A 20,551-nucleotide genomic window follows, 5' to 3' on the forward strand; every position below is an offset into this window, starting at 1 on the left:
TTTGAATAGACTAAATTTTAGTTTCCGGCAACCAAATAATAAAAGTAGTTCCCGGTGCATTGGTTGAAGTTAATTTAGCGTTGATTGCAGGGCTGAAAACCTCTATTTCGCCCTGCATTTGTTCTATTAATTGTTTAGCGATCGCTAACCCTAAACCTGTGCCGGGGATTTCTGTTTGCGCTTGTACTCCGCGATAATGCCGTTCTCCAAGATGTTCTAAATCCTGGGGTGGAATGCCAGGCCCGTTATCACTAATAACTATTCCCTGAAAATGAGCTTTTTCTTGTCCCGCCTGAATCAAAATTTTGCCACCGGTGGGAGTGTATTTCAAAGCATTATCAATAATGTTAGTTAACACCTCTCGTAATGCTTTGACATTGGCACGTACTAAGGATGAATTCTGTTTAATTTCAGTTATTAGTTTTAGCTTTCGCTCTTGGGCGATCGCTTTGGCTGATATTAATAATGGTTCTAATATATCTGCTAGGGAGCAGTCAACTGCTTTATCTCCCGTTCCCGGCAATAATAGTGGCGGTTTAGCGTCTTTTTGGATAGTTGCTTCTACAAATACTTCATCTTCAGGCAGATGTAGTGGTGCTAAATCTGCCTCTGTCAAGTCAATTACTTGTTCAAATTGTTGCAGTAATTCTTTAAGGCGATCGCTTTCTCTGACAATACTATTTGCCACATCCCGGTTAGCGTCTGCTGGTCGTAGTCGTTTCAATAGCAGTTTGCCAAAAGTCCGTAACGCCGTTAATGGGTTACGAAACTGATGCAATAAATTATCCAGCAAATCCCGCTGTTTTTCTTGGAGAATTTGTTGCTCGCGCAACTGTTGCTCAAACCATGCTCGCCGCTGATCTAAAATACAAGCGATCGCTAATGTTTGCGCTATCCGTTGAATTTGATTTTGCTCGTGTTCATTCCATGCCCGATCTTTCCTGCGTGTCACTAGTAACCCCATCATCACACCCTCATAAATCAGAGGTAAAACAATTTGGTTGCCACTAAGTAAGTATTCCTCTTTAAGATCGGGTTGAGATGCATTTGGTATTTCAGACTCCCGTGACGAAGTTGGAGATTCTGAACCTGCTGTCAATAACCTTCCCTGATGATTGGGTAATATAAACGCATTTCCAACTTGAAGTTGCTTATATGCCGTCGCTTCAATAGTTTCCTCTCCTGGCGGCAATAATGCTGTTTCCGGGTAAATCACCACAGGAATTAGTTTGGCATCGCCAGAAGGAGTATCTACCAATTCTTGTGTTAGGTATACAATACTTAAAGTTGCTCCCAGCCCTTGGGTTAGTAGCGCTATTTGCTCTCGACACAGAGCAAGAAAATCGGAACTGGCAGACATTAACATTTTTTAGCTCTTGCTCAAGATTATAGATTTTGAGGCATGATGTAAGAGAGGATACTTAATTTTTACCTCACTCATTTAATAAAGCTTAACTAAAATTTTCAAAAGAGATGGTTTCTACTAGGGGATTATATTCTTAGGTGATTTTATTTTCTCGATGTTTCAAAGATATTAACTTTCTTATATTAAAAGGTTAAAAACTATTGATATTCTGAACTAGAACCTATATAATGACGACGGATTTTGTAGCTATCACTACAATCTATAGCTTGAAAGAGGAGGACAATAGATTGGCAAGGAGACGCAAAAGGAAGAGTCGTCGTCGTCAGGAAGGACGACGCATTTTGGAACACGTGCCTCAATATAGCATCGAAAGTGGCGAAGAAAAGCCTGTAACAGCAGCTAGAAGATTCATTCAAGCTGAAGGAATTTTGCCACCAGCGTTGCTACTTGTAAAGCGAAATGAACACACTACAGATCGTTATTTCTGGGCAGAAAAGGGACTGTTTGGTGCTCAATACGTAGAGGAAAACCATTTCTTGTTTCCTAGTTTGAGGGTGTTAGAACCTTCACCAGGTCAAGAACCTCTTGCTTTAGCTAGTCGGTGAACCATAGATGGTCATCTTGGGCATTGAGTGTGGCTCCTGACTATTATTAACTGGCAAAATTGCTAAGTTTATGCAAAATTTAATTTTTTTTTAGTTTGTAGCTGATTTGCCAGTAAATCTAGTCCAGGTAGTTGGAAATTGAACCTGTTTCAAACCACGCTAGATTGCATGGGTTGATACTAATTTGATGATGCAGAAGGGAGTGGGTATAGAGCCAAGCGCGTCTAAAAGGAAGAGTGAAGTTGCGCTCTTATGCCGTAAATGGTTAAAGTTTGCTCTGTCAATGAATTTAAGTTAATGAATTTAAATTTTTTCCCCACGACGTTGGTCATGGGGAAAACTGACAAAGCAGCAGTCTTGATTTTCTCCTGACTACTTTCCATTGCCTGCATAGTAGGTTAGGTCAGAAGTCTGCATATCATAGTTAAGAGATGGTCGCAAAAATCAACAATTATTTCCCAGGCTTGAGCTGTAGAGTCCTCTGCAACTCGCTGAGTTCATCTCGATGGGCGACTACAGTGATCTTACTTGAGGAGGTTTGTTCGCTCTGAGTTGTTTCTACTTTGAGCGACACCTTCTCAAGTCTTCCAGATTTTTTCCAATAAAATAGACCACTTAAAGGCGACAGCAGTACCATCGCCAGAACAAGGGTACTGAGGCTAGGAAAAAGCAGGTATGTAACCAGAGATAGACAAACAATCCCAGTCGCGGCCAGTAAAGTTAGAAATATAGCTAAGAACCAGCTGGGACGAACATTACCTTCAAAAATTACCTGATTTTGTTCTCGGTCTACCGCTGCCACTCGGTAAGACCGCGATCGAAAGTACTCTTTTAATTGAGACATTAAAACAGCTTCATCTTGCTCAGATACCAGTTGCGCTATTTCTATGCGGTCTTTAGTCGAGGCACGAATAAAGAAAAACAGCCCAACCGATAACAACAAGGTTAGCAGGAACGTAGAAGGCAGAATAGCAGTATCCATAACTAATTGTTAGTGTTTGACTGGAGGAGACTTATTCATTATCAATGATTCGTTACTTTTTCCTCCCGTTGATGTAGTCAAGCCATTGAAAAGCTAAATCCTGAGCTTGAACTTGCCATTCGGGAGAAACTTGGTACATCCGCCTGGGGCGCCCCCGTCCTTCAAGTTTCTTCCAATATCCAGTGATTGCCTTTTGGTCTTCCAGAAATTTGATTGCACTGTAAAGTACGGTATCTGAAAGCCGATAGACGGGATACTCAGTTTCTAATTGCTCAATTAACTCGGTTCCGTAGGATTCACCTTGTAATAAAACAGACAGTATGTAACAAACTGCTAGTTCCTGACAAAGGTAAGTTGGCGGAGGATTCTCAAAAAATTGATATATATCCTCAAGTTTCATGGTTAGGTGAATGGCTAAAAAAAATGCATTAGGGTAAATTCTATAATCCTTGTAGTCAGTATACAGTGCTACTACTACGTGAGTAATACATATAAAGCTACTTAGACTAGATATTCATTGCGTAAACATCAAACAATTACCCACGCCTGTGAAGTTGTGGGGCGAGTTTGCGAGTTTAAGGGGACAAAACAATGTACCCTCACTCAAGCTCGATACGGTGTGGTGAGGAGCGAACAGACAGTGAGAGAGTCACTATCTTGGTGCTAACTGATGCCGAGCTGCTTAGAACTGCTTAAGCAATAAAATGCCATCGAAGAAATTTTACAGGTAAAATGCTGTTTTGTCTGTAAAACTTAATAAACACTTTTTTTTACAGTGATTTTCCCAATGCAAATTCTAAAATCTTAAGCTAAGGGATATATTTGGGATCGAGCTGCTATGTCAGTGGACACACTTAAGCAGTAACCATTTCTGATTTCTTCGATCGCAGAATTTCTTGTCTTATTTGACAAGTGTAATAGTAAATTTATCAAAGAAGGCGCTAAACACTAGGGAAAGAAGACAGGAGAGGGGAGACGTAGGGAAAGAACTCTCCGTGTCCTCGCATCCCTTTATCCTCTTGTTCTCGCCTTCTTTTATCAAGCACCCAGCATATTAGCGATCGCTATGTCACAAACTCCCGATGCCCCATCATCTTCCTCAACTCTTAGGGCAATTGCCCAAACTTTTCGCCTTACAGGTTGGATTAGCTTTTGGATTCAGCTAGTACTAGGCGTTGTTTCTAGCATAATTGTGCTGCTGTTCGCCATCTTTAATCAAAGAACTGGCAGTCCTAGTAATAATCCTGGGACTGGCTTTGGCGTATTTTTAGCAATTTGTGGACTGGTTGTTTTGGGTGGGGGGATTTATTTAGCTTACCGTTACACTAGGATTGGCAAGCAATTGGAATCCTCCAATCCCAGCAACCGCCCTCGGAAAAGCGAGACTGTGCAAGTATTACGCTTAGGGCTGTGGGTGAATTTAGGGGGAACGCTAGTGACTCTTTTGGGGGCGCAAGCGATCGTTGGCACACTGGTAGCACGATCCATATCTCCGCAAGCGATAACTACCCAATTTTTTGACCCTACCCGGATTATTAGCGGTCTAGATATGCTTGTAGTACAGGCAAACACCAACACTGTCTCTGCCCACTTTGCAGGGCTGGTGGCGTCACTTTGGTTACTCAATCGCATTAACCGACCTTAGAAAAGGGAGTCAGAAGAAAAGGTAATAGTCAAAAATAAGCAATTCTTTTGACTTCTTTTCTCCTCTTTTCAGAGGTTGTATGGCAATAATTCAAATATGTTGATTGTACTTTTCCGAAATTATTAAATTACAGTGTGAAGACTAATACCAGTTACTTAATATTAGCACCCATCTAAAGAGTGATATTTGAACCGTTATTAGGGTGAATTAATTTTTATTGGAGGTCTGACACTATGAAAAAACTAGAAATCTGGAAGTTTGGGATACAAGTACTTTTTAGCACATTGATGATTGGATTATGTAGTTCCCTAATCTTTATGGAACGCGCTAATAGCCAAAATCAGGCAGTGTATTGGAGTGGTTTATCAGGTGTACTTGCCTACTGGCTACCCTCACCTGCAAACACTCAAGAATCGAGAAAATCGGAAGATTAATCCCAAATTTTGGGTTTTAAATTTTTCTAGCCCTGGCAGGATTGGCAGGTCTAGAAAAATTTAAATGGTTGCTTTTCTGCTCATACGAAGCCAAAATCAGTATATGCTGATGTGTTGGCAGGTAGATAATAGGCTAAAAACTGAGAAAAATCTGTGCTGGATATCAAGCAAATACGGGAAAATCCGCAATTAGTTCAAGAACGATTGAATAGTCGTAGTGGTAAATACGACATCGAACCGATATTACTGTTAGATCGGCAACAACGGGAACTTGAGGGGACGCGTAGTCAACTCCAAGCCCGGAGTAACGAAATTGGTAAAATAGTCGGCCAAAAGATTAAATCTGGGATTAATCCTCAAGACCCAGAAATTCAAGCTTTGCGGGATGAAGGTAACTCTGTCAAAGCGACGTTGAGTCAACTAGAACCCCAAGAAAAAGACCTCAAAGCTGAAATTGCTCAACTTGTGTTAGCACTTCCCAACTTGCCAAGCGACTCTACACCCCTTGGAAAGAATGAGGAAGATAACGTAGAAGTGCGGCGTTGGGGTGATGAGTACATTCCCCAAAATCCGAATATTCTGCCTCACTGGGAAATTGGCGAAAAGCTGGGTATTCTCAATGTCGAACGAGCTGTGAAAGTTGCCCAAAGTCGCTTTGTGACATTGATAGGCGCTGGTGCGGCATTGGAAAGGGCATTAATTCAATTTATGCTGACTCTCCATACTCAAGCTGGGTATGTGGAAGTTAGTCCGCCTCTGTTAGTGAATACCGAGTCTTTGACAGCGACCGGTCAGTTACCCAAGTTTGCGGAAGAAAGCTTTAAATGTGCTGATGATGACTTATGGCTGATTCCGACAGCTGAAGTTCCAGTTACAAATCTCTACCGGGGTGAAATTCTCGCTGCTGAAGATTTGCCTATTTACCACTGTGCTTATACTCCCTGTTTTCGCCGCGAAGCTGGTAGTTATGGGCGCGATATGCGGGGATTAATTCGCCTCCATCAATTTAACAAGGTGGAAATGGTGAAATTTGTCGAACCCAGTACGTCTTTTGATGAACTGGAGAAATTGGTAGGGAATGCAGAAGCAATTTTACAGGCGTTGCGATTGCCTTATCGAGTAGTAAATTTAAGTACTGGAGATTTGGGATTTGCCTCTACCAAAACTTATGATTTAGAGGTTTGGTTGCCCTCTTCTGGCAAATACCGCGAAATTTCTAGCTGTTCCAATACTATAGATTTCCAAGCGCGACGGGCTGATATTCGTTTCAAAGAGGCAGGGAAGAAAGGAACTCAGTTCGTACATACCCTCAATGGTTCGGGTTTGGCGGTGGGACGGACGATGGCAGCAATTTTGGAGAATTATCAACAACCTGATGGGACAGTAAGAATACCAGAAGTATTGCAACCTTACTTGGGGCGTGAAGTTTTATAATTTGTCATTTGTCCTTTGTTATTTACCAATGACCAATACTTCTCTACGAGAGGCTACGCCAACGGCTTCGCTCAGTACAAGTGACCAATGACCAATACCCAATACCCAATGCCCAATTAGAATGGAGATAACCATAGCTTAATATCTTCACAATTCACTCTATGTCAGTTTTAGCAGCGATCGCAGTCTTGGCTGTTTTGATCTTGGTACACGAGTTGGGGCATTTTGTTGCAGCACGTTCTCAAGGCATTCTCGTTAACCGTTTTTCTTTGGGTTTTGGCCCAGTTCTTTTGAAGTACCAAGGGTCACAAACCGAATATGCTGTCCGCGCCTTTCCCTTGGGCGGCTTTGTGGGCTTTCCCGATGATGATCCCGATAGCGATGTTCCACCCAATGACCCAAATCTGCTGCGTAACCGTCCAGTTTTAGACCGGGCGATAGTTATCAGTGCCGGAGTAATCGCCAATTTAATATTTGCCTACTTGGTGTTGGCTCTGCAATTGGGTATTGTTGGCATTCCCAAGGAATTAAACTATCAAGCTGGTGTCGTTGTCCAGCCTGTTAATCAAGAATCTGTTGCTTATCAAGCAGGAATTCGGGAAGGAGATATTATTCTGGCTGTTAACGGTCAAGAACTCCCGGCTTCTGAGAAATCAACTCCTTTGCTGACGAAAGAAATTCAAACTCATCCCAATCAGCAAATCGAACTGAAAATTCTGCGTGAAAAACAACAACAATCCATAAAATTAACTCCGAAATTGGGAGCCGATGGCAAAGGTGTAGTTGGTGTGGCACTCAGTCCAAATGCTACAGCAATTTATCGCCGTCCTAATGGCCCTTTTGAAATTTTCGGTCTTGCTGCTAATAGATTTCAACAATTATTTGTTGGGACACTCAGCGGTTTTGGTCAGTTGATTACCAATTTTCAACAAACTGCTGGACAAGTTTCTGGCCCAGTTAATATTGTCAAAATCGGTGCAAAATTAGCTGAGGACAATACCGTAAATCTGTTGTCTTTTGCGGCTATTATCAGCATTAACTTGGCTATTATCAATATTTTGCCTTTACCAGCCTTGGATGGCGGACAACTCGCTTTTCTGCTAATTGAAGGTTTACGCGGTAAGCCTGTACCGTCCCGGATTCAAGAAGGTGTAATGCAAACTGGTTTGGTGCTACTCTTAGGCTTGGGAATTTTTCTGATCGTCAAAGAAACCTCCCAATTAACTAGCCAATTGGAGTGGGTACAAAAATTATTCCAGTGAGCGTTACCCGCAAATCTTTATCTAAAAAGCAACGGGCGATAGAAGTTTTAGCTCGTCTGAAGCGTCTTTATCCAGATGCTACTTGCTCTTTGAACTACTCAACGCCAGTACAATTGTTGGTGGCAACGATTCTCTCCGCTCAATGTACTGATGAGCGAGTGAATCAGGTGACACCAGCTTTGTTTGGTAAGTTTCCTGATGCTGAGAGTTTAGCGATCGCTGACTTGGTAGAATTAGAAAGTTTGGTGCGTTCAACAGGGTTTTATCGCAACAAAGCCAAGAATATTCAAGCCGCCTGTCGGATGATTGTCACTGAATTTGACTCTGTTGTTCCCAACCAAATGGAACAGTTGTTAAAGCTTCCTGGTGTGGCGCGCAAAACAGCAAATGTAGTCCTAGCTCATGCTTATGGCATTAATGCTGGCGTGACAGTAGATACTCACGTCAAGCGCCTCAGCGGACGTTTGGGTTTAACTAAACATACAGACCCCGTTCGGATTGAGCAAGATTTAATGGTTTTATTGCCTCAGCCTGATTGGGAAAATTGGTCAATTCGGCTGATTTATCACGGTCGTGCTATTTGTAAAGCCCGCTCTCCCGTCTGCATTGCTTGTGAGCTTGCTGATTTATGTCCTGCTGCGAATCAGCCAGTGGTTGTAGGGTAAGCGACACAAGTAACCCCAGAATTGATGGAGAGACTGTAGAATGGAAAACGGTGTCTTTAAATAAGTTAGAGAATATATGGCTAAAAAGAGCATGATTGAGCGCGAGAAAAAGCGCACTAGGTTGATAGAAAAGTATGCTGACAAGCGAGAAGCTCTCTTAGAAGAGTTCAGAAGTGCAGCATCTCCTTTGGATAAGCTAGAAATCCACCGTAAGATTCAACAGCTACCCCGGAATAGTGCGCCCACCCGCCACCGCAATCGTTGCTGGTTAACTGGTCGTTCTAGAGGAGTTTACCGCGATTTCGGCTTGTCTCGGAACGTACTACGAGAATGGGCGCATGAAGGTCTTTTACCTGGAGTTGTTAAGTCTAGCTGGTAGTCAAGAGTCATTAGTCATTAGTCATTAGTCATTGGTAAACAACAAATGACAAAGGACAAATGACAAATGACAAAATATTATTGACCACAACACTTATCAATTCCCAGACTTTCTAAGAGTAGATCGCTGACGGCGTTGGCGATCGCAAACTCTCCGTAAAAGCTATTGGAAAAATCATAGGACTGCATCTCTGTGACAATGGCAATTACCAGAGAACCAAGGTCATTTTCTCCTTCCATCCGTTGACGCACAAAAATCTGTGCGGCTCGTTGGGCTATATTTTGGTTTACTGCTTCGGGGATAAATTCTGTATCTAGCCACCGTTGTAAGCGTTCTCGTAACCATTCACCTTCGAGTAGAGGGTTTTCGGGCGGTGGTAGGGTAATGGGTGGAATTGGTTGAGTCATTTTTTTTAACGCAGAGGGACGCGGAGGGAAACGCAGAGAAACGCTGAGGTTGAGTGGTAGCATCAAATTGCGTTTCTCTAGTGTTTTTTTATATTTATTTATGCAATATGATATCGCCGCTATTGTTGAGGGCTATGCACAAGGCTATTTTCTCATGGCTGATGAACGCGATCGCTTGAGTTGGTACGGAAGTCGCGATCGGACTTTGATTCCTTTGGATGAACGGTTTCGTTACCCAAAGTCTTTGCAGCGCGTTTTGAATCAAGAACGGTTTACTGTGGCGATTAATCGAGACTTTCAAGCTGTGGTGGCTGGCTGTGCTGACAGAGAGACAACTTGGATTTCACCGGAATTGGAAAAGATTTACTGGCTACTTTACCAGAATGGTTATGCTTATAGTTTTGAAACTTGGCAGGGTGATGAATTAGCCGGGGGAATTTTAGGGATTGTGATTGGTGGGGCTTTTATTGGCGAGTCGATGTTTTACCGCATTCCCGAAGGCTCAAAGGTGGCGATGGTTAAGTTGGTGGAAAGATTGCGTCAGAGGGAATTTGTATTTTTTGATGCCCAAATGATGAATCCCCATTTGGAAAGGTTTGGCGCTTATCGAATTGGGGATAAAGAATATCAATCTTTACTTCAGCAAGCGTTGCAATGTGCTTGTAAGTTAGTCTAATTTGAGAAAAAAGCCTCGGATGCGATTGTTACTCATGTAGTAATGGCGGGAATGAAGGTATTGCCATAAAAAATGTTTTAATCATTACAATAGCGATCGCGTCCATTTTGTTTAGCATGGTACAGTGCTTTATCTGCTGAGGCAATGAGTGTATCTGGCCTGATGTCCCAAGTGGGTAGGCGAGAGGTAATTCCTAAACTAACGGTGATGATATTCTTGACATCAGACTGTATATGGGGAATAGCCAGAGCATGAATTGCTTGCTGGATACTTTGCGCAACTTTAATCGCTCCCTCTAAGTCAGTATTAGGCAAGAGTACCAAAAATTCTTCTCCACCGTAACGCGCCACTAAATCGGCAGGACGATGAATTGTCTTTTGTACTGTTTGCGCTATCCTCATTAGACAATCATCGCCTGCAAGATGCCCATAGTAATCGTTGTAAAGTTTGAATTTATCAACGTCAAACATAATCAGTGACAGGGGTTGTTGTTCTCGTGCAAGGCGTTTCCATTCTGCTTTCAGTCGTGCATCAAAGCAACGACGGTTAGCCACTTGAGTCAAGCCATCTAAATTTGCCAGTTGTTCTAGTTTCTGATTGGCATCTTGGAGAGCCAATTCAATTTCTTTACGTCCAGTAATGTCGCGTATGGTAATAGCAAAACCATCATTTAGTTTGACTGCAACAAAGTGATACCAGCAAGAATTACCTAATGGATGGTAAAAATCCCGTTTTAAAGCTTCTCCCGTTTCGACAAGATTAACGAAGTGATTAAAGAGTTCTGGTTCTAGATTGGCTAAGAATTTTTTGAGTACTAATTTGCCAATCATCTCTTCAGATTTACTTCCGAAGGCTCTAGCAATGACAGGATTCATAACTAAGCAACGAAAATCCTCAATGTCTCCAGTTACAGGGTTGCGAACAGCTTGCATAGCGGCAATACCATCTAGTGAACTATTCAAAATACTGGCTAGCATTGCCCTGGACTGATACAGTATCTCTTCTGTTGCCCTACGCTTAATATTTTCTTGTTCTAGAAGCCTTTGCTGGCGTTGAATGGTTAACTGATTTTCTAGGCGCGCCACAACTTCTTCCATCTGAAAGGGTTTGGTGATGTAGTCTATGCCCCCTGACTCAAAAGCCATCACTTTATCGAAAACATCATCTAAAGCACTAATAAAAATAACAGGAATGGTGCGTAGAACTTCATCTGCTTTCAAAGTTTTACAAACTTGATAGCCATCCATCTCTGGCATCTTGATATCTAATAGAATGATATCTGGTCGCTTCGCCTTTACTGTTTTTAGTGCCATCCGCCCACTAGTGACGCTGCGAACAGTGTAGCCGACTTTGACCAGAGAATCACTTAATAAATGTAAATTCTTGGGACTGTCGTCTACTAAGAGAATATTACCTTTATTTTCTTTATCAGAATCAAGATTCATTGCTTCTCAGGGGTTCGGCTAAATCAACCAATTCCTCAAATTCAAATTGACGAGCAAGTTTTGTTAAAGATTTAATTAAAAATATTTCTGTTTTTGGAATATCTCTAATTAATTCTATGACCCGATTAGTATTTGCTTCTAAGGCAGCTTCATGAAATTGATTAATCCACTCTTGAGACATACAAATTAAATTGTTTGATGTTAAAGGATTTTTTTCTATATATTCCAAATTTGAATAATTATTTTCAGCAAATATATATTTGACACCAAGATGTTTGGCTAGTGTGTCAAAAATAGTATGTTCTGCAAAAGGTTTGCGGAGAAAGTCATCACATCCGGCTGAAAGGACGATCGCTTTTTCTTCTTCTAAAACACTTGCCGTCAGAGCGATTATAGCTGTAGCATTCCCCTTTGTAGTGGACTTGATATATTTTGTAGCTTCGTAACCGTCCATGACAGGCATTCGCATATCCATCCAAATCAGGTGGGGTTCCCATTCATTCCAAATAGCGATCGCTTCTTTGCCATTACCAGCTTCTTTTATCTCAAACCCTAACGGTTGTAAAAGTTTAATTAATAATTGGCGATTAATAGGTTTATCATCTACTATTAATAGTTTATATATAGATTGTCCTGGTGCAAGTTCTAATACTTTTGGATATCCTTCTAAAGTATTGTTATTGGTTGGTTGACCTAATTTGGCTTGAATATAAAATTGAAAAGTTGTCCCTACACCTAATTTACTTTCAACAGAAATATCTCCTCCCATTAACTGAATAAACTTGTGACTAATTGCTAAACCTAAACCCGTTCCTTCTTGAGATTCTTTTCCAGCTTGTGCTTGAGAAAAAGCATTAAATAGTTTGGGTAATTCTGCGGCTGCAATCCCCACTCCTGTATCACAGACTTTAAAATCAAGAGTTAAAATATCTGTCTTTTCTTCACTACTATTATTTACTATTAAACTAACTGTTCCTTTTTGAGTGAACTTAATAGCATTAGTAATCAAATTAATTAATACTTGCTGGAGTTTTAACTCATCTGTGCAAATATAACATGGGACATTTACACTACGTTGAAATATTAAATTTAAGCCTTGATTACTTGCCTGTAAATGTAGCATATCTTCTAGGTCATCTAGCAAGCGATACAGGTCAAAGTCTCTAGGGTTAAGAGTAGTTTGACCCGCTTCTATTTTTGATAAATCGAGAATATTATTGATGAGCGTTAGTAAATAATCACCACTGTGATAAATGATCCCGGCATTTTCATAATGCTCGGCAGGTAAGTTGTTAGCACGTAACATTAATTGAGAAAAACCTAGAACAGCATTGAGTGGCGATCGCAGTTCATGACTCATATTAGCAATAAATAAACTTTTAGCTTGATTTGCTACTTCGGCTTTTTCTTTAGCAATGGCTAACTCTGCTGTTCTCTCTTGTACCCGTTGTTCCAAAGTTTCCAAAGATGTTTGTAACTGAAGTGCCATGTTGTTAAACGATTTTGCCAGTTGACCTATTTCGTCTTTTGATTTATTTTTGGCGCGGATATCTAAGTTACCTGCGGTAAACTGGAAAACTATATTGGTAAGATAAATTATTGGCTTTGTTAGCAATTGTCCAATGACAAAAGCAATGATTGTCACTACTCCAGCGATAAATGCAAATAGAAAAATTGTGTTACGAATTTGATTTTCTACAGGTGCTAGGGCAACGGCAAGGGGTCGTGCAAACAACACAGACCAAGGTTTATATTGCAAACGAGCGATCGCAATTAGATTAACCTGATTCCCTGTTGCTTCCAAGGATGCAATTAAATACGACTGTTTATTATCCAATGCTTGTTGAAGTTCTGACTCATTAGTTGCCAATTCTTTGAGAGAAGAATTAGGCAAACGACCTTCCAATTGCAGTTGAGTTACAACATCATCGGGCAGAGGTACAATTGATTTAAAAAGCAGTTCTGGTGCAGTACTATGTGCCAGATAAATATTATTGTCATCTAAAAGAATCGCAAAAGATTTTGCCCCGGCCCTTTCGGTTTGTCGAGTTACTAACTGCTGAACAACAGTCGCATTATATGAAACACGCAATATACCCAATATATCTCCCTTGGCATTGCGAACCGGACTGCTAAAAAAGAGGGTAATAAGATCGGGAATTGTCGGCGATCGCTTCATGCTAGAAACAAAGGAGAAACCAGTTTTTAGCGGTTTTTTAAAATAATCTTGAACTGATTCATCTTTGCCAATATTTAGCGTATGTGTATCCAATATATTCTTACCGTTTAAGTCGAGCAAAGCATAAGAGAGAATATTGAGCATATCTTTGCGACTGAGACGGATTAATGTTTCTGTCGCCAATTGCATTTCGGGGCTGCCATCTCGCTGTTTTGGAGTTAGGCTGAGGTAGCGTGCGAAACCTGGTAAAATCGCCTCTACGCGCACGGCATTGAGATTTCCATCAATAAAGGCATCTATTCTGTTAGCGGTTTCGTTAGCCGCCGCAGATAGAGCTTGTCGGGCGTTGTCAGTTAATGCTTTTTCGGTTGTCTGTTTGTTGACAAATGCCAATAACAGCAACGGAATCAAAGCAACAACGAGAAACGAGGCGATTAACTTTGTACGGATGCCGCCCAAAAAGGAGTGCTGCATAGCTTCAAACTAGGGGGGATTCAAGAAGGAAGAATTGAACAAACTTTTTAGCTCAGGAATACGTGTCATGTTTCCAGAGCGAATAAAAAAGTCTGCATATATCTTGGCCGTTTTGTAAATGGAGTTAGGGTTGCTAGATTGAAAATATTTTTTATTTTCACTTAAATCAGTTAGGTCTATTCCCTCCAGTGAGAGAGTATCGATCGGAATTTTTAACGCTTTGCTGATGATCGCTTTTCCCTCCTCAACATTTGCTTTCCAGTAGGTCGAGGCTTGCAGCCATCCTTGCACAAATGCCCGAATGTCTTCGGGGCGATCGCGGATTGTCTCACCGCGAAAGATAATTAAATCTAAAATCAAGCCAGGGGTTTGCTTGCTAGTAAATAGGATATTTCCCCCTAATTTCATCACTTCAGAGAGATAGGGTTCCCAAGTGTGTCCGGCTTGAATCGTATTATTTTTCAGGCGTTGAGGAATTTCTAAAGCCTCTAATTGAACCAAGTTCACATCATCACTGGTTAAATTGGCAGTTTTCAACATTTCAGTCACGAAAACTTCGCTAAAACCACCTAGATTTGCACCCAGCTTTTTCCCTTTTAAATCAGCAACGGTTTTAATTTTTGATTGGGCGACTACCACATCTGCTCCTATTGATTCATCTATAACGATCGCGCCTTGTATATCTGGATTTGTGGCACTCAAGATGATAAAATTTCCCAAAGACGATGTAATCCCATCATACTTACCCGCATTGAAGTTTGCTTGTACCAATTGGGCGTATTGTTGATGAATTAGTTCCACATCTACCCCTTGGGCTTTGAAGAATCCTTTTTCTTGAGCAATGATGCCTGGAAGCTCTCCAACAAAAGATGCAAATGCCACTTTCAATGGAGGGCGTTTTACTTCAGTTGGGACTGAAGTATTACAAGCAAGTAGTAAACAGGCGGTAATCAGGAAAATGCTAATGTATCTGAGTAGTTTAAGCATAGAATTTTTGATGTTTTTTAATTATTTTTAATCAAAGATTCCGCTAAACAAACTAATTGTTCAAATTTAAATTGCCGTGTAAATTTCGTCAGTAATTGTATTCAAGGAGTTTTGGCTGTTAGAATTGCTTCAAAATTGATAAATTCTGACCGCAAGAGCAGCTTAAGAATTTAATTCACAGATATTGTTTTGCAGCCACCCCAACAAGGTATTATGGTTCAAATCAATGAAAAAGCCTGTAATTGCAAAGAGAGCGATCGCTCTTTTCCACTGTTATATTAGTCTTTAAATAATCCCGCACCCAATCACAACTGTATTTCAGTAGGTTGAGATGGAGAATTTGTTCTAGATCCCACATAATCACAAGTTGGTCATCTCCGCCAGAGGCGAGGGTTTTACCATCGGGGCTAAAGGCAACACTGCTGACATTAGAAGTATGTCCATTCAGGGTGACGAGTAAAGTACCATCAATTTTCCAGACTTTGATCGTATTGTCAAAACCTGCGGCTGCCAGCATTTGACCATCTGGACTGAATGCTACCCTCGTTAAGCCAATACTTTTACCATCAAAGATCCTCACCAGAGTGCCATCACGTTTCCAAAGTCGCAGACGACCATCTCCACCTGTAGAGGCAATCAATTGACTATTCGGGCTAATGGCAACCCCAAAGACTTCACTCTTATGTCCTTCTAAGGTGCGATCGGGTTTTTCTAACAGGCGTTCGCTATTTTCTGAAGTCCACAGTTTGACAGTGCCATCAGCACTAGCAGAGGCGATAAACTGTCCATCTGGACTATAAACAATGTCCCAAATTCGGCCTGTATGCGCCTGGATAATTTGCTGGAGTTGGAACTGTCCATTGGAGTCGCGTTGCCAGAGTCTCAACTTGTAATCAAAACCCACTGCCACTAGCCGATTACCATCAGGACTGTAGCTAACACCCAAAAGACCGATACCTGGGCCTTCCAGAATGGTTCGCTGATTGCTGTCTAGTTGCCACAGTCTCACAATACCCTTAGAACCAACGATCGCTAAAGTTCGGCCATCGGGGCTAAAGTCGAGACTAAGCATTCGAGAATCTTCTTCAACAATGGTTTTGGCGAGAGAACCATCGCGTCTCCAGAGTTTGACTTCTTTGCCAGCAACGGAAGCTAGCCGTTGCCCATCAGGGCTAAATGCCACCCGCCAGACCATTTCTTGATGGCCATTGAGTAGCTTTACTAAAGGTGAGTTGACTCTCCAGAGTTTGATGGTGTTGTCGTGACTGGCAGAGGCGAGAGTTTCTCCATCGGGACTGAAGGCGATGGTTTGAATATTTGAGGTATGCCCCTGCAAAGTTCTTAATAAAGTACCATCTATTCGCCAAAGTTTAACGGTTTTATCAGAACCGCCGGAAGCAATAGTCTGCCCATCAGGGCTAAAGGCTACACCAAATACTTCAGCAGTATGCCCTTTAAAAGTTCTCAGGAGATTGCCTTCTCGATTCCACAGTCGCACCATCTTATCTGCACTGCCAGATATTAAAGTTTGTCCATCAGGGCTAAAAGCAACACTCCAAATAGTTGCGCTTCCGGCTGTGAATGTTTTGAGCAGCGTTCCATCCAACCGCCAAAGCTTATTAGTGCCGCCTACCATAGAAGCAGCGAGAGTTTGACCATCGGGGCTGAAAGCAATTCCCCACACAGCACGCTCATGTTTAAAAGTTCTGATTAAAGTGCCATCTAGTTGCCAAAGCTTGACGCTAAAATCGCCACTGGCAGAAGCGATCGTTTGTCCATCTGGGCTAAAAGCAACTCGCCACACCGCAGATTTATGTCCTTTAAAAATGGTTGACAATTTACCATCGATTGTCCAAAGACGGATAGCGCCATCAATGCCGGCAGCGACTACCCGGCGACTATCGGGGCTGAAGCGGACGCTTTGTATGGTTGCAGTGTGTGGTAGCGTTCTCACCAGTGTTCCATCTCGCTTCCATAGCTTGACTGTGCGATCGATGCTAGATGAGACAATCCACTGACCATCAGAGCTAAAATCAACGCCTAAGACAATCCCTTGATGTCCTGACAGGCGATTGAATTCATCAGCACCGTAGACAGCTTGTTGTAATACTTTGCGAGTTTGGAGATCCAGGGCATTGGCATCTGCCAAATTTTGCAGATCGAGCCGTTGAAATTTCTCTCTGGCTTGGATTGCTTGTACCAGTGCATCTAAGCGTTGATTGGAATTAAAACTCCCATTGGAAGCAGCTGCGATCGCCCGTACCTCACTCAGTGATGCTTGTCGATCGGCGTAGAGTGTTGTGAACCCCAAAACAATAACTGCTAGTAGGGCCAAACTTACTCCTAATAGGAGTCGTCGCTGAAGGAGGGCGCTCTTTTGTTCGCTTGCTAATCGCGCTTCAATTTCTTTGAGGCGTTCTACTTCCATTTTTTGCTGGACTTCCCGACGTTCCAATTCTTGGCTGGCTGCTAAAAATCGATAGTCCAAATCGCTGAGACTTTTACGCTGAGTCCAGTCCAAAACCTCTTGTAAGGCATTACCCCGCAGTAGACGTGACTCATCTTGAAAGCCCGATGCTACCCAAGCATTGAATGGCTGTGAATAAGGGCGCAAATTGTCTAACTGCTTGAATACCCATTCAGTATTGAAAATATTGCGGTAGATAGGATTTTTAATTCTGAGATAACCGTTGTACTTCTCGACCAATCCCGATAGTAAAAGCTCCGTCTGTTCTCGACTATCATCGGTAGGCACGGGAGATATTGGAGGTAGAGGATACCAAGAGTCGCTAGTATTTTTATTCTTTGCATCCTCTATTTTCTCTGCTTGCAATACCTGCTGATAAAGACTTAATAACCGTCCGGCTTGTTGTTGGTTGAAAAGTAGGCGATCGCGAATCGTGCGGAGGTGTTCGGGTTCATCTTGTGATTCCCAATGTTGGATAATGTGCGATCGCACCAATGCTTCTACCCAATACGCCTCAGTTTTTGGGGATAGGATAATTTTCCGCTCTGATGTATTTAAGGCAGTTTGGAGAACTAATTGACAAAGTTTTTGAGTTAAAAATGGTTGTCCCCCTGTCCAATAGATCACCTCTTGCAGCACGACTTCTGGTTGACTGATTGCTCCCTGTAACCCGTTTAGCAATGGGTTAGCTTCATGCAATCGAAAGCCGTATAACTCTATAGCTGTCCCAATGTTAAAAGGTGTTCGGCGTTTGTCAGCAATTAAATCAGATGGACTGGCGACTCCAAACAATGCAAATCCCAGGCGTTGAAAATTCGGATCGTGTGCCTGCTGATTGTAGCAATGACGAATCCAGGCAAAAAAGTCATTGACTGGAAAATTCAAACTCAGCAAACTATCAATTTCGTCAATTAAAATGAAAATGCCTTTAGCTTCGCCGCCGCCTTCACAATCGCTCTTGACATTTGGCAGCAATACTTCTTCAACAAACTGGTGTAATTTTTGTACAGGAGACAGACCTGTTTGCATATTCCACCATTGCTTAAAGTTGACGTGTTCCGCCAGATTTAACCCGTAGAATATGCTGACAATGATTCCTTTATACCATTGTGCTGATGTGGTATCCTCGCTACCCAATTGCGTCACGTCTAAGTAAACACATTTATAGCCTTCTGACTTGAGACGACGACTTATTCGCTGTAGTAGGGATGATTTACCCATTTGGCGAGAGTTGAAAACGTAGCAAAAATCACCACTTTTCAGACTGTTATAAAGTTTTTCGTCTGCTTGACGCACAACATAAGTAGGATCGTCACTGTGGAGGCTACCGCCAACTTGGTATCTCATGTGCAAAGTGTGATTAGAAAAGGAAGAGATAAAGAAGGAGTCAGAATTCAGAATTCAGGATTTAGAATACTATATCCATGCGACACTATCCCGTTGCGAAGTGTCTTGTAGAGTAATTACCAACCTCCTCTTTCTTGACCAGAGGCAGAGCCTCTTGGAATTCGTTCCCAGTCTTCAGACTGGGAACAAGGTTATGTTAACCAAAGTCAGTGGGTTGATTAAATCCGCCAAATTTATCAAAGCAATTTCGTCTTTGTCTAACCATCGCTAACCTTGACCCGGAAAACATGGCAGATTACTTGAATAAGTACCAAAAGTCTGATAGGAAAACCATACTAATGAGAATTTGGACTACTACTGCTGTGCTAGCTGCTTTTTGGCTAATATCTGGGGTCATCGGTTCTAAGCCAATCAACGCTACTTCTGTTTTGGTAGAAAACGCCATATCATCTCCGGCGCCAACGAATGCAAAACAGATTACTGTCAGTAACACCGAGTTTGGTCTGAAGAGAGTTGACTCCAAAGGAAACGTTACCATTTTTCAGACAACAAGAGTGCCACTTCAGGAAGGAAATACTTACGGGTGGCGGATTAAACTCAAAAACTACCAAGGTGAAGTGAAATGGCGTGAAGTCTTGTATTTACCAAAACCTCCAGAAACTTGGGGTACAGATAATGGTGAAGATTTCTCAATATCAGCAGACGGCAAGACATCTGTAACACGTCGCACACAATCGGCTCCAGAAGGTGTAATTGAGAATTTTTGGACAATCGCCGCTGGCGATCCCGTTGGTAAGCATAGAATAGAAGTCTATATTGATAACCGTTTGATCGGTACTTTCCAGTTTGAAGTTATTCCAGTTAAGTAGAAATGAAGGGCACAAGAGGCAGGGGAGCAGAGGGGCAGAGGGGCAGAGGGGCAGAGGTGCAGAGGAGAAAAACTGACTGTAACTTCTTTCTTGCTCCCCTGCTCCCCTAAAACTGAGGAGTATCTTAGAAATAGAAGTTTAATTCTTGTTGGGTGGCGATCGTGAATACAGAGGAATTCCTGCGATTGATCGAAAAGCAGCGCCCATGTCCTCAGACACTACCAAAAGGGCTGCAAGCAATGTGGTATGACAACAAAGGTGATTGGAGCAAGGCTCATGAAATAGTTGCAAATGCCAGTGATGCTGACAGTGCTTGGGTTCATGCTTATCTGCACCGCAAAGAAGGCGATTTGAAAAATGCCCATTTCTGGTATCAACGCAGTGGTCAGCCAGTATTTTCAGGAGAACTAAGCCAAGAATGGAAACAAATAACTTCTGTATTGCTAAAGAAGGTGAACGCGACGCATGAATGCTGAAGAATTAAAAAGGCGTTTTGCCGCAGGAGAAAGATATTTTCCAGCCGTCAACTTGAGTGGGGACAAGCTGATTGGAGCCGATTTGCCTGGAATTAATTTATGGGGATCTGACTTGAGTGGAGTTAACTTAGCTAAAGCTAAACTCTGGGGAGCAGATTTGAGTAGTACTAATTTAGCCAAAGCGAATTTGACCAGAGCTAATTTGAGTGGTGCCAATCTCAATGAAGCAAATCTTCGAGGAGCAAAACTCAACTATGCCAAGTTGTATGGAGCTAATCTAACTGGCGCTTACTATGATGAAAGTACGCGCTTTTCTAGAGGTTTTGACCCCATCAGTAGAAATATGCGGAAGGTGTAGGGAGCAGGGGAGCAGTAAGTTTTTCCCCTCTGCCTCTTGTCCCGCATTTCTCACAAGCTCAAGGCGTTTGATGGAGCAGAGGAGAAGTAATGAG

At 42.1% G+C, this 20,551-nt stretch carries 19 protein-coding genes; 11 read left to right on the forward strand and 8 right to left on the reverse strand.

The features are described from left to right. Positions 1-10 precede the first annotated feature (10 nt). Entirely contained in the window at positions 11-1,366 is a 1,356-nt protein-coding gene (locus RMX69_RS22245) for an ATP-binding protein (protein WP_322638737.1), read from the reverse strand. Between the two features lie 287 nt (positions 1,367-1,653). Here RMX69_RS22245 and RMX69_RS22250 point away from each other — a divergent pair, with 287 nt between their 5' ends. After that, a complete protein-coding gene (locus RMX69_RS22250) occupies positions 1,654-1,971 on the forward strand; it encodes a DUF3155 domain-containing protein (protein ID WP_041566316.1) in 318 nt (105 codons plus the stop codon). A gap of 451 nt (positions 1,972-2,422) precedes the next feature. Here RMX69_RS22250 and RMX69_RS22255 read toward each other — a convergent pair whose 3' ends face one another. Both RMX69_RS22255 and RMX69_RS22260 read right to left on the reverse strand, forming a co-directional pair. Further along, positions 2,423-2,953, reverse strand: a complete 531-nt coding sequence (locus tag RMX69_RS22255) for a cofactor assembly of complex C subunit B (protein WP_289798054.1) — start codon at positions 2,951-2,953, stop codon at positions 2,423-2,425. A 52-nt stretch (positions 2,954-3,005) separates the two neighbouring features. Continuing rightward, positions 3,006-3,353 (reverse strand): PadR family transcriptional regulator, encoded by a 348-nt coding sequence (locus RMX69_RS22260; protein WP_289798053.1) that lies wholly within the window; start codon positions 3,351-3,353, stop codon positions 3,006-3,008. Between the two features lie 666 nt (positions 3,354-4,019). On the opposite strand from RMX69_RS22260, the gene RMX69_RS22265 reads away from it, so the two are divergent. The 6 genes from RMX69_RS22265 (at position 4,020) to rpsN (ending at position 8,772) form a co-directional block, all read left to right on the forward strand. Then, positions 4,020-4,598, forward strand: a complete 579-nt coding sequence (locus RMX69_RS22265) for a DUF3611 family protein (RefSeq protein ID WP_181930989.1) — start codon at positions 4,020-4,022, stop codon at positions 4,596-4,598. 233 nt (positions 4,599-4,831) lie between these two features. Next, the gene (locus RMX69_RS22270) at positions 4,832-5,032 is read left to right on the forward strand and encodes a hypothetical protein (protein WP_289798052.1); all 201 of its coding nucleotides are present in this window, start codon (positions 4,832-4,834) and stop codon (positions 5,030-5,032) included. Positions 5,033-5,185: 153 nt separating this feature from the next. Next, entirely contained in the window at positions 5,186-6,466 is a 1,281-nt protein-coding gene (serS, locus tag RMX69_RS22275; RefSeq protein ID WP_322638738.1) for a serine--tRNA ligase, read from the forward strand. A 161-nt stretch (positions 6,467-6,627) separates the two neighbouring features. Continuing rightward, positions 6,628-7,728 carry an RIP metalloprotease RseP gene (gene rseP, locus RMX69_RS22280; protein ID WP_289798051.1) on the forward strand — a complete coding sequence of 367 codons (1,101 nt, stop codon included), beginning with the start codon at positions 6,628-6,630 and terminating at the stop codon, positions 7,726-7,728. Beyond that, complete coding sequence (nth, locus tag RMX69_RS22285; protein ID WP_322638739.1) at positions 7,704-8,393, forward strand: endonuclease III; 690 nt, start codon at positions 7,704-7,706, stop codon at positions 8,391-8,393. The genes rseP and nth overlap by 25 nt, the downstream gene beginning before the upstream one ends. A gap of 76 nt (positions 8,394-8,469) precedes the next feature. Then, entirely contained in the window at positions 8,470-8,772 is a 303-nt protein-coding gene (gene rpsN, locus RMX69_RS22290) for a 30S ribosomal protein S14 (protein WP_012410383.1), read from the forward strand. A gap of 77 nt (positions 8,773-8,849) precedes the next feature. On the opposite strand, the gene RMX69_RS22295 is transcribed toward rpsN, so the two are convergent. After that, complete coding sequence (locus RMX69_RS22295; protein ID WP_012410384.1) at positions 8,850-9,179, reverse strand: hypothetical protein; 330 nt, start codon at positions 9,177-9,179, stop codon at positions 8,850-8,852. 100 nt (positions 9,180-9,279) lie between these two features. On the opposite strand from RMX69_RS22295, the gene aat reads away from it, so the two are divergent. After that, complete coding sequence (aat, locus tag RMX69_RS22300; protein WP_289798048.1) at positions 9,280-9,855, forward strand: leucyl/phenylalanyl-tRNA--protein transferase; 576 nt, start codon at positions 9,280-9,282, stop codon at positions 9,853-9,855. A gap of 77 nt (positions 9,856-9,932) precedes the next feature. Here aat and RMX69_RS22305 read toward each other — a convergent pair whose 3' ends face one another. The 4 genes from RMX69_RS22305 to RMX69_RS22320 form a co-directional block, all read right to left on the reverse strand. Then, complete coding sequence (locus RMX69_RS22305) at positions 9,933-11,300, reverse strand: diguanylate cyclase domain-containing protein (RefSeq protein WP_322638740.1); 1,368 nt, start codon at positions 11,298-11,300, stop codon at positions 9,933-9,935. Further along, a complete protein-coding gene (locus RMX69_RS22310) occupies positions 11,290-13,953 on the reverse strand; it encodes a hybrid sensor histidine kinase/response regulator (RefSeq protein WP_322638741.1) in 2,664 nt (887 codons plus the stop codon). The genes RMX69_RS22305 and RMX69_RS22310 overlap by 11 nt, the downstream gene beginning before the upstream one ends. Positions 13,954-13,962: 9 nt before the next feature. Further along, the gene (locus RMX69_RS22315) at positions 13,963-14,940 is read right to left on the reverse strand and encodes an ABC transporter substrate-binding protein (RefSeq protein WP_322638742.1); all 978 of its coding nucleotides are present in this window, start codon (positions 14,938-14,940) and stop codon (positions 13,963-13,965) included. 223 nt (positions 14,941-15,163) lie between these two features. Then, the gene (locus tag RMX69_RS22320; RefSeq protein WP_322638743.1) at positions 15,164-18,754 is read right to left on the reverse strand and encodes an AAA-like domain-containing protein; all 3,591 of its coding nucleotides are present in this window, start codon (positions 18,752-18,754) and stop codon (positions 15,164-15,166) included. Positions 18,755-19,092: 338 nt separating this feature from the next. Here RMX69_RS22320 and RMX69_RS22325 point away from each other — a divergent pair, with 338 nt between their 5' ends. The 3 genes from RMX69_RS22325 (at position 19,093) to RMX69_RS22335 (ending at position 20,457) form a co-directional block, all read left to right on the forward strand. Continuing rightward, positions 19,093-19,623, forward strand: a complete 531-nt coding sequence (locus RMX69_RS22325) for a hypothetical protein (RefSeq protein WP_289798042.1) — start codon at positions 19,093-19,095, stop codon at positions 19,621-19,623. A 161-nt stretch (positions 19,624-19,784) separates the two neighbouring features. Then, the gene (locus RMX69_RS22330) at positions 19,785-20,099 is read left to right on the forward strand and encodes a hypothetical protein (RefSeq protein WP_289798041.1); all 315 of its coding nucleotides are present in this window, start codon (positions 19,785-19,787) and stop codon (positions 20,097-20,099) included. Beyond that, on the forward strand, positions 20,089-20,457 hold the full coding sequence (locus RMX69_RS22335) for a pentapeptide repeat-containing protein (protein ID WP_289800159.1): 369 nt from the start codon (positions 20,089-20,091) through the stop codon (positions 20,455-20,457). The genes RMX69_RS22330 and RMX69_RS22335 overlap by 11 nt, the downstream gene beginning before the upstream one ends. Positions 20,458-20,551 lie beyond the last annotated feature (94 nt).

This window comes from Nostoc sp. EspVER01, from assembly GCF_034530635.1.
Classification (GTDB): Bacteria; Cyanobacteriota; Cyanobacteriia; order Cyanobacteriales; family Nostocaceae; genus Nostoc.

What these genes read in the sequence shown, in the direction of transcription:
- RMX69_RS22245 (WP_322638737.1), bottom strand. Translation starts at nt 1,366, where the DNA reads ATGTTAATGTCTGCCAGTTCCGATTTTCTTGCTCTGTGTCGAGAGCAA.
- RMX69_RS22255 (WP_289798054.1), bottom strand. Translation starts at nt 2,953, where the DNA reads ATGGATACTGCTATTCTGCCTTCTACGTTCCTGCTAACCTTGTTGTTA.
- RMX69_RS22260 (WP_289798053.1), bottom strand. Translation starts at nt 3,353, where the DNA reads ATGAAACTTGAGGATATATATCAATTTTTTGAGAATCCTCCGCCAACT.
- RMX69_RS22265 (WP_181930989.1), top strand. Translation starts at nt 4,020, where the DNA reads ATGTCACAAACTCCCGATGCCCCATCATCTTCCTCAACTCTTAGGGCA.
- RMX69_RS22270 (WP_289798052.1), top strand. Translation starts at nt 4,832, where the DNA reads ATGAAAAAACTAGAAATCTGGAAGTTTGGGATACAAGTACTTTTTAGC.
- rseP (WP_289798051.1), top strand. Translation starts at nt 6,628, where the DNA reads ATGTCAGTTTTAGCAGCGATCGCAGTCTTGGCTGTTTTGATCTTGGTA.
- rpsN (WP_012410383.1), top strand. Translation starts at nt 8,470, where the DNA reads ATGGCTAAAAAGAGCATGATTGAGCGCGAGAAAAAGCGCACTAGGTTG.
- RMX69_RS22295 (WP_012410384.1), bottom strand. Translation starts at nt 9,179, where the DNA reads ATGACTCAACCAATTCCACCCATTACCCTACCACCGCCCGAAAACCCT.
- aat (WP_289798048.1), top strand. Translation starts at nt 9,280, where the DNA reads ATGCAATATGATATCGCCGCTATTGTTGAGGGCTATGCACAAGGCTAT.
- RMX69_RS22305 (WP_322638740.1), bottom strand. Translation starts at nt 11,300, where the DNA reads ATGAATCTTGATTCTGATAAAGAAAATAAAGGTAATATTCTCTTAGTA.
- RMX69_RS22310 (WP_322638741.1), bottom strand. Translation starts at nt 13,953, where the DNA reads ATGCAGCACTCCTTTTTGGGCGGCATCCGTACAAAGTTAATCGCCTCG.
- RMX69_RS22315 (WP_322638742.1), bottom strand. Translation starts at nt 14,940, where the DNA reads ATGCTTAAACTACTCAGATACATTAGCATTTTCCTGATTACCGCCTGT.
- RMX69_RS22320 (WP_322638743.1), bottom strand. Translation starts at nt 18,754, where the DNA reads ATGAGATACCAAGTTGGCGGTAGCCTCCACAGTGACGATCCTACTTAT.
- RMX69_RS22325 (WP_289798042.1), top strand. Translation starts at nt 19,093, where the DNA reads ATGAGAATTTGGACTACTACTGCTGTGCTAGCTGCTTTTTGGCTAATA.
- RMX69_RS22335 (WP_289800159.1), top strand. Translation starts at nt 20,089, where the DNA reads ATGAATGCTGAAGAATTAAAAAGGCGTTTTGCCGCAGGAGAAAGATAT.